This is a genomic window from Bilophila wadsworthia ATCC 49260 (assembly GCF_000701705.1).
In the GTDB taxonomy this organism is placed as follows: Bacteria; Desulfobacterota; Desulfovibrionia; order Desulfovibrionales; family Desulfovibrionaceae; genus Bilophila; species Bilophila wadsworthia.
The window spans coordinates 1-7131 of record NZ_JNJP01000130.1 but is presented as its reverse complement, the minus strand read 5'-3'; the positions used below and the strand labels follow the sequence as shown (position 1 = coordinate 7131).

Below are 7131 nucleotides of genomic sequence, written 5' to 3'. Positions count from 1 at the left end.
AGGGGTGGGGTTTGGGGAGGGGAGAGGGAAGCCTTTCTTCAGAAAGGTTCCCTCTCCCCTCCCCAATCTTCCATTCTATCCCACTACTTCCCTTCAGCCTCGATCTCTTCGCGGACGTAGTTCACGAGTCCGCCCTTGTCGATGAGGTTCTGCATGACGGGGGACAGCGCGGGCACCTTGATGGTCTCGCCGGTGGTCAGGTTCTTGATCACGCCCTCTTCGGGGCTGACTTCGAGCTTGTCGCCGTCCTTGATCTTGTTCACGTCGTCGCCGATTTCCAGCAGCAACAGCCCCATGTTGAAGGCGTTGCGGTAGAAGATACGGGCGAAGCTGTGCGCGATGACGGCCTTCATGCCCGCGCCGAGGATGGCGATGGGGGCGTGCTCGCGGGAAGAGCCGCAACCGAAGTTGCGCTCGGCCACGAGGATGTCGCCCACCTGCACGCGCTTGACCCAGCCGTGCTCAAGGCCTTCCATGCAGTTTTCGCCGAGCTTCTTGGGATCGGTCGTCACAAGGAAACGGGCCGGGATGATGGCGTCGGTATCGATATGTTCGCCGACTTTATGCGATACACCAGTGAAAGGCATATGTTTCTCCTGTAGTACTCTCGCTAGAAAAATCCACGGGGGTCCGCACGCTCCGAAAGGATGCGGCGGAACCGAGGCGGCCGGGCGGAACCGCTCCGGTACGCCTCGCACTCCGGGCCGCCTTGAGAGGCGGCCCGACCGGACGGCATTACAACTTTTCGGGGCTGGTGATCACGCCGGTGACGGCGGAAGCCGCAGCCGTACAGGGGCTGGCAAGATACACTTCGGCTTCGAGGCTGCCCATGCGGCCGCGGAAGTTGCGGTTGGTGGTGGCGATGCAACGCTCGCCGTCGCCAAGAATGCCCATGTGGCCTCCGAGGCAGGGGCCGCAGGTGGGCGGGCCAACGATGCAGCCGGCATCGGTAAAGATGTCGAACAACCCTTCCTTCATGGCCTGACGCCAGATGGTGGGCGTCGCGGGCAGGACGATACAGCGCACGCCCTTGGCGACCTTGCGGCCCTTGAGCACTTCGGCGGCGTCGCGCATGTCGGAGATGCGGCCGTTGGTGCAGGAGCCGATGACCACCTGATTGACGGTCACGTCCTTCACTTCGGAAACGGGCTTGGTGTTTTCGGGCAGGTGCGGGCAGGACACCTGCGGCTCCATGTTGCTCACATCGATGCGTACGATTCTTTCATACGTCGCACCGGCATCGGGCGCAATGAGTTTCGCATCGGGGCTGTTGTGATCGCGGCAATAGGCGAGCGTTTTCTCGTCGGACGGGAACAGGCCGCACTTGCCGCCCGCTTCAATCGCCATATTGGAGATGCAGAGGCGCGCTTCGACGTCGAGCTCGGAGAGGGTTTCGCCGCCGAATTCCAGCGCCTTGTACAGGGCGCCGTCCACGCCGATATCACCGATGAGCCGCAGGATCAGGTCCTTGCCGCGCAGCCATTTGGGCATCTTGCCTTCAAATTCCACGCGGATGGTCGGGGGCACCTTGAACCACAGCCTGCCGAGCGCCATACCGGCGGCGACATCGGTGGAGCCGAGGCCCGTCGCGAATGCGCCGAGGCCGCCGTAGGTGCAGGTGTGGCTGTCCGCGCCGATCACGAGGTCTCCGGGCTTCACGAGGCCCTGTTCGGGCAGGAGGGCGTGCTCGACGCCGCAGTCGCCGCCTTCATAGTAGTGGGTGACGTCCATTTCCTGCGCGAACTTGCGGGTCACCATCACCTGATTGGCGGAATCGATGTCCTTCTGCGGGGTGAAGTGGTCCATCACCAGAAAGACGCGATCCTTGTCGAACACCTTGGCCGCGCCCATCGCCCGGAAGGACTTGATGGCGAGCGGTCCGGTGATGTCGTTGGCGAGCACGCCGGAAAGATGGCAGTTGACGATTTGCCCGGCTTCACGGACTTCTTCATCCGTGTGGGCCTGAAGGATTTTCTGGGCAAGAGTATGAGGCATGGGACGGCTCCAGAAGGTAAAAGGTTTCCCGACCGACGGGCGAAAACGCCATTCCGCGTTTCCTCATCAATCGGAATCGTTACAACATTTTTTCGACCGAAAGACCAGCGCCCGGCAAACCGCTTTCCCGCCGGAAACCGGGACCGCGCAGGAAAAACGCGGCACCGCCCATCAGCCGGACCGAGGGCGGAAACCGGAGGAACGGCCCGTTATGGCTTTCCCCCGGCTCCGCGCCTCAGTTGCACGTATTGATGGCCGGTTCGCCGGTGGCTTCCTGCGTGCGGAGGGCGTCGCGTTCCTTGTGATCGAGACGGTTCAGGGCATCAATATAGGCCTTGGCGCTGGCGACAATGATGTCCGGGTCGGAACCTCGGCCCGTAGCGCTGTATTCACCCTCGCGCAGGCGCACGGTCACTTCGCCCTGCGCGTCCGTGCCGCCGGTGATGGCGTTGATGCTGAACTGCTCCAGATCAGGGGCGCGGCTTACAATCTGGGAAATGACGTTGAAGGTCGCGTCGATGGGACCGGCGCCGAACCCGGCGCGGCGCATTTCCTCTTCCCCGGCCTGGATGACCACGGCGGCGGTGGCGGGCATGGAGGAGCCCATGGTCGTCTGCACGGAGACGTTGCCCAGACGGTAACGATCCGGCAGGCGGTAGACTTCGGAGAAGACCAGCGCTTCGAGGTCTTCGTCATGCACGTTGGCCTTCTTGTCCGCAAGGTCCTTCACGGCGGCGAACACCACGTTGACCTGCTCGTCGTCCAGACGGTAGCCCAGTTCCTCAAGGCGGGTACGCACGGCGTTGCGGCCGGAATGCTTGCCGATGACGAGGTCCGTGGACTTGCGGCCGATGGACTGGGGCGTCATGATTTCGTAGGTTTCGCGGTTCTTCAACATGCCGTCCTGATGGATGCCGGACTCATGCGCAAAGGCGTTGCTGCCCACGATGGCCTTGTTGGCGGCGATGGGGCGGCCGATGATGAGCGACAGCAGGCGGCAGGCCGGATAGAGCTGCTCGTTCTGGATACCGCAGTCCACGCCGTACACGTCGGGGCGGACCTTCATCGCCATGACGATTTCTTCCAGAGAGGCATTGCCCGCGCGTTCGCCGATGCCGCAAAGGGTCACTTCGGCCTGGCGGGCACCGTTCTGGATGGCGCTCAGGCTGTTGGCGACGGCGAGCCCGAGGTCGTCGTGACAGTGCACGCTGAACACGGCCTTGTGGGAATTCGGGGTATTTTCGATGACGTACTTGATCAGCTTGCCGTATTCGTCGGGCTGGGCATAGCCGACGGTATCGGGGACGTTGATGGTGGTGGCCCCGGCATTGATGACCTCGGTGAACACGCGGACGAGGAAATCAGGATTGGAGCGCGAGGCGTCTTCGGCGGAAAATTCCACGTTGTTGGTGTACTTGGCGGCGTGGCGCACGGCGGCGACGGCCATTTCCACGACCTGATCCGGGGTCTTGCGGAGCTTGTACTCCATGTGGATGGGCGACGTGGCGAGGAAGACGTGGATACGCGGGTTGCGCGCCCCGTTCAGCGCCTGCCATGCGCGGTCGATGTCGTTCTTGTTGCAGCGGGCGAGCGCGGCGACCTGCACGTCGGTGACGGCGTTGGCGATGGCATGAACGGCTTCAAAGTCGCCCACGCTGGAGGCCGGGAAACCGGCTTCGATGACGTCCACGCCGAGGCTTTCCAGCTGACGCGCCATACGGAGCTTTTCCTGGAGGTTCATGGTAGCGCCGGGGGACTGCTCGCCATCGCGGAGCGTCGTGTCGAAAATAATGACGCGATTGGACATGGGATTCTCCTTGGAGTCTTTCAGCCGGAAACAGTCCGTCTCAGTCCCGACGCCGCCCGATGCGACTTCTCTTAACTATACGGTTTTATTGCTGTTTTCCGTGAAAAAGATCTCATATGCAGAAGGGAGGGACAGGGAACCGCTCTAATCAGGTTCCCTTCCCTCCCCTGGATCAAAGCGCCATCTACCGTTAATTCTGCGTAAGGCTCCCTAGGAGCTGCCGGTTGCGGCGGGGCAGAATGATGTAGGTGTAGATGGGGCCGGACAGAAGGTAGATCGCGCCCAACAGGAACCCGAAGACAACGGGCTGAGACAAGATGAGCACGAACACAAGCAAAGCGGAGATCATGGAGCTGAAGGCATGTGTCTTCAAGAAGCCGTATTCCTTGAACGAGAAATAGCGCACGCGGCTGACCATGAGCAGGGCCATCACAAAGGTGACGACCAGCCCGAGGAACGGCGTGCGGGCTTCCAACCATGACGGGAGATAGGAGGAAAAGAGGATGAACATGGCGACGGCGCACCCGGCGGCCGGGCAAGGGAGCCCGACGAAGAACTTCTTGCTCACCGTGGTGACGCAGACGTTGAAACGCGCCAGGCGCAGGGCTGTGCAGGCCACATAGAGGAAGGCCACGCCGATGCCGAGCTTGCCGTAGCCTTCGAGCACCCACATCCACGAGGTGAACGCGGGAGCGACGCCGAAAGCGACGAGGTCGGCCAACGAGTCGTACTGGATGCCGAATTCGCTGGCCGTGTTGGTCAAACGGGCGACTTTCCCGTCCAGGCCGTCCATGAGGGCGCTGAACAGGATAGCGAGGGCACTGCCTTCAATATTGCCCTGCACCGCGAGGAGCATGGCAAGAAAGCCCGTAAACAGGCTGGCAGTGGTAAAAAGGTTCGGGAGGATATACACTCCCCGCCGAACGGGTTTTTCTTCTTGCATAATAAGGTACCTGTGGGAATCCTGCGAGCAGATTCCGGCCGCGTCGAAGAGGCGCTAGGCCTGAAATTTTCTGGCCAGGATGCTTTCTCCTGCCGCGACCACATCACCGTTGGCAACGACAGCACTATAGTCAGGAGGAAGATAGAGGTCAACCCGAGAGCCGAAACGGATCATGCCGTAGCGTTCGCCGCGGGCGAGGGTGTCGCCCTCTTCCACGCGGCAGACGATCCGCCGGGCGATGAGCCCCGCCACCTGCACCATAACCCATGACCGCCCGCCGTCGTCGCGCACAAGGTACGCGCAGCGTTCGTTGTCCGTGGACGCCTTGTCGAGCGCGGCGTTGAAGAACTTGCCGGGGAAATAGCGGATGGCCTCCACCCGTCCGGCGACGGGCGAACGGTTGACGTGCACATTGAACACATTCATGAAAATACTGATGCAGGGCCGGACCTCTCCCGTGATGGGATCGGCTTTCGGCTCCACGCGGATCACCCGGCCGTCGGCGGGGCTGACGGCGATGTCATCCTCCGAGGGCACCACACGCTCGGGGTCCCGGAAAAAATGCCCGGAAAACCAGGTGAGCACAAGAAAAACCAGCGCCAGCGGCCAAAAACGCAACGCCGCGAACGCCAGCGCCGTCAGCGCGAGCAGAAAGAGAAACGGCAGCCCTTCCGGCGCCACACCGATATTGCCTTTTCGCATCTGTCATCCTTCACTTTATGGCCGGGGAACGGCTGCCCTTCCCGGCCCAACAAGGTTAAACGTGATTTTCGGATCATGACCGAAAAAGGCCACGGATGCAACCCTGCATCGCCGCTCCGCATACGGCCCGGCTAGTCCCGCCAGAACTCGGGGATGAACAGCACGAGGATGGCGTAAATCTCCAAACGGCCCAGCAACATGCACAATGTCAGAACCCATTTGGACAGCGTCGGGACATGGCTGAAGTTGTCCACCGGCCCCACGCTGCCGAGCCCCGGCCCCACGTTGGAAATGCAGGTCAGCGTCGCCGTGAACGCGCTCACCAGATCCATGTCCTGCACGGTCAGGACAATCGTACCCACTGTAGTAACAATAAGATACAACAGGAAAAAACCAACCACCCCCGAGATGACTTCAACGGGCACGGACTTCCCGGCGATCTTGAGATGGCGCACGGAATGGGGGTGCAGCAGGCGGAAGATTTCCAGATACGCCAGCCGGAACAGCATCACGAGGCGCATGACCTTGACGCCGCCGCCCGTGGACCCCGCGCAGCCGCCCATCAGCATGAACATCAAAATGATGACCAAGGTAATGGAGGGCCAGAGGTTGAAATTTTCCGAAACAAACCCCGTGGTCGTACAAACGGAGACAAGCTGGAACACCGCCGCCCGCGTGACCGCCTCGAATTCCGGGAACGAACGCATCCCAAACAGGCCGTGCTCCACGAGCCCCGCCACGATGACCGCCGAGCCGAGGATGAGCAGCACGGTATAAAAACGGCATTCCCGATCTCGCAGGTAGACCTTGACCACGCCCCTCAGCGCCTGCGCGTGCAGAGAAAAATTGATGCCCGCGATGAACATGAAAAAAATCAATATCCACTGGATGGACGCCTGCGGATACGCCGCGATGGAGTTGTTCTTGGTCGAGAAGCCGCCCGTCGCCACGGTCGAAAAGCTGTGGTTGAGCGCGTCGAACCAATCCATGCCCGCGATGTACAGCAGCACGGTCAGCACGATCGTCATCAGGCAGTAGACCCGCCAAAGCGTGAGGGCGGTGTCCTGCATCCTCGGCGTGAGCTTGTCGGGGCTCGGCCCCGTCACCTCCGCCCGGTACAGCTGCATCCCGCCGACGCCGAGCAGGGGCAACACGATCAGCGAGAGCAGGATGATCCCGAGGCCGCCGATCCAGTGGGTCAGGCTGCGCCACATGAGCAGGCCGTGCGGCAGGCCCTCGATATCTGCAAAAATCGTCGCGCCCGTGGTCGTGAAGCCCGACGCGGCCTCAAAAACCGCATCCGTCACCGAGGCCGTCGACGTCAGCACGAACGGCAGCCCGCCCGCGAAGCTCGCCACGATCCAGCAGATGCCCACCACGGCGAACCCATCGCGCAAGGTCAGGTTCAGGGGCGTCTGCGAACGGTTGGTATACGCCAGCGCGAGCCCGCCGCCCACCATGATCACCAGCGACGAGAGCAGGCCGAGGAAGGCCCCGTCCCCATACCACAGCGATACCCCGAGCGGCAGCACCAGCGACGCGCCCACGCACACCAGCAGCACTCCCACGATAAACAGAACCGAACGTATTTGCATGGCTGACCTTCTTGAGGAGGAAAGATTGGGGAGGGGAAGGGGCGCCTTTCTCGAGAAAGGCGCCCCTTCCCCTCCCCAAACCCCTCCCT

Annotated in this window: 6 protein-coding genes; all 6 read right to left on the bottom strand. The window is 61.9% G+C overall.

Translation table 11 applies throughout. The annotated features are described in order from the left end of the window. Positions 1 to 83: 83 nt before the first annotated feature. Positions 84 to 587, bottom strand: coding sequence for a 3-isopropylmalate dehydratase small subunit (locus T370_RS0120585; RefSeq protein WP_005028034.1), 504 nt, complete (start codon positions 585 to 587; stop codon positions 84 to 86). A gap of 148 nt (positions 588 to 735) precedes the next feature. Next, positions 736 to 1995, bottom strand: coding sequence for a 3-isopropylmalate dehydratase large subunit (leuC, locus tag T370_RS0120580; RefSeq protein ID WP_005028035.1), 1260 nt, complete (start codon positions 1993 to 1995; stop codon positions 736 to 738). Positions 1996 to 2230: 235 nt separating this feature from the next. Then, positions 2231 to 3802: a 2-isopropylmalate synthase gene (locus T370_RS0120575; RefSeq protein WP_005028036.1), complete on the bottom strand. Its 1572-nt coding sequence runs from the start codon at positions 3800 to 3802 to the stop codon at positions 2231 to 2233. Positions 3803 to 3992: 190 nt separating this feature from the next. Next, complete coding sequence (pssA, locus tag T370_RS0120570; protein ID WP_005028037.1) at positions 3993 to 4745, bottom strand: CDP-diacylglycerol--serine O-phosphatidyltransferase; 753 nt, start codon at positions 4743 to 4745, stop codon at positions 3993 to 3995. A gap of 54 nt (positions 4746 to 4799) precedes the next feature. Further along, a complete protein-coding gene (locus T370_RS0120565) occupies positions 4800 to 5447 on the bottom strand; it encodes a phosphatidylserine decarboxylase family protein (RefSeq protein ID WP_005028038.1) in 648 nt (215 codons plus the stop codon). Between the two features lie 131 nt (positions 5448 to 5578). Then, complete coding sequence (locus T370_RS0120560) at positions 5579 to 7042, bottom strand: TrkH family potassium uptake protein (RefSeq protein ID WP_005028039.1); 1464 nt, start codon at positions 7040 to 7042, stop codon at positions 5579 to 5581. Positions 7043 to 7131: the final 89 nt, after the last annotated feature.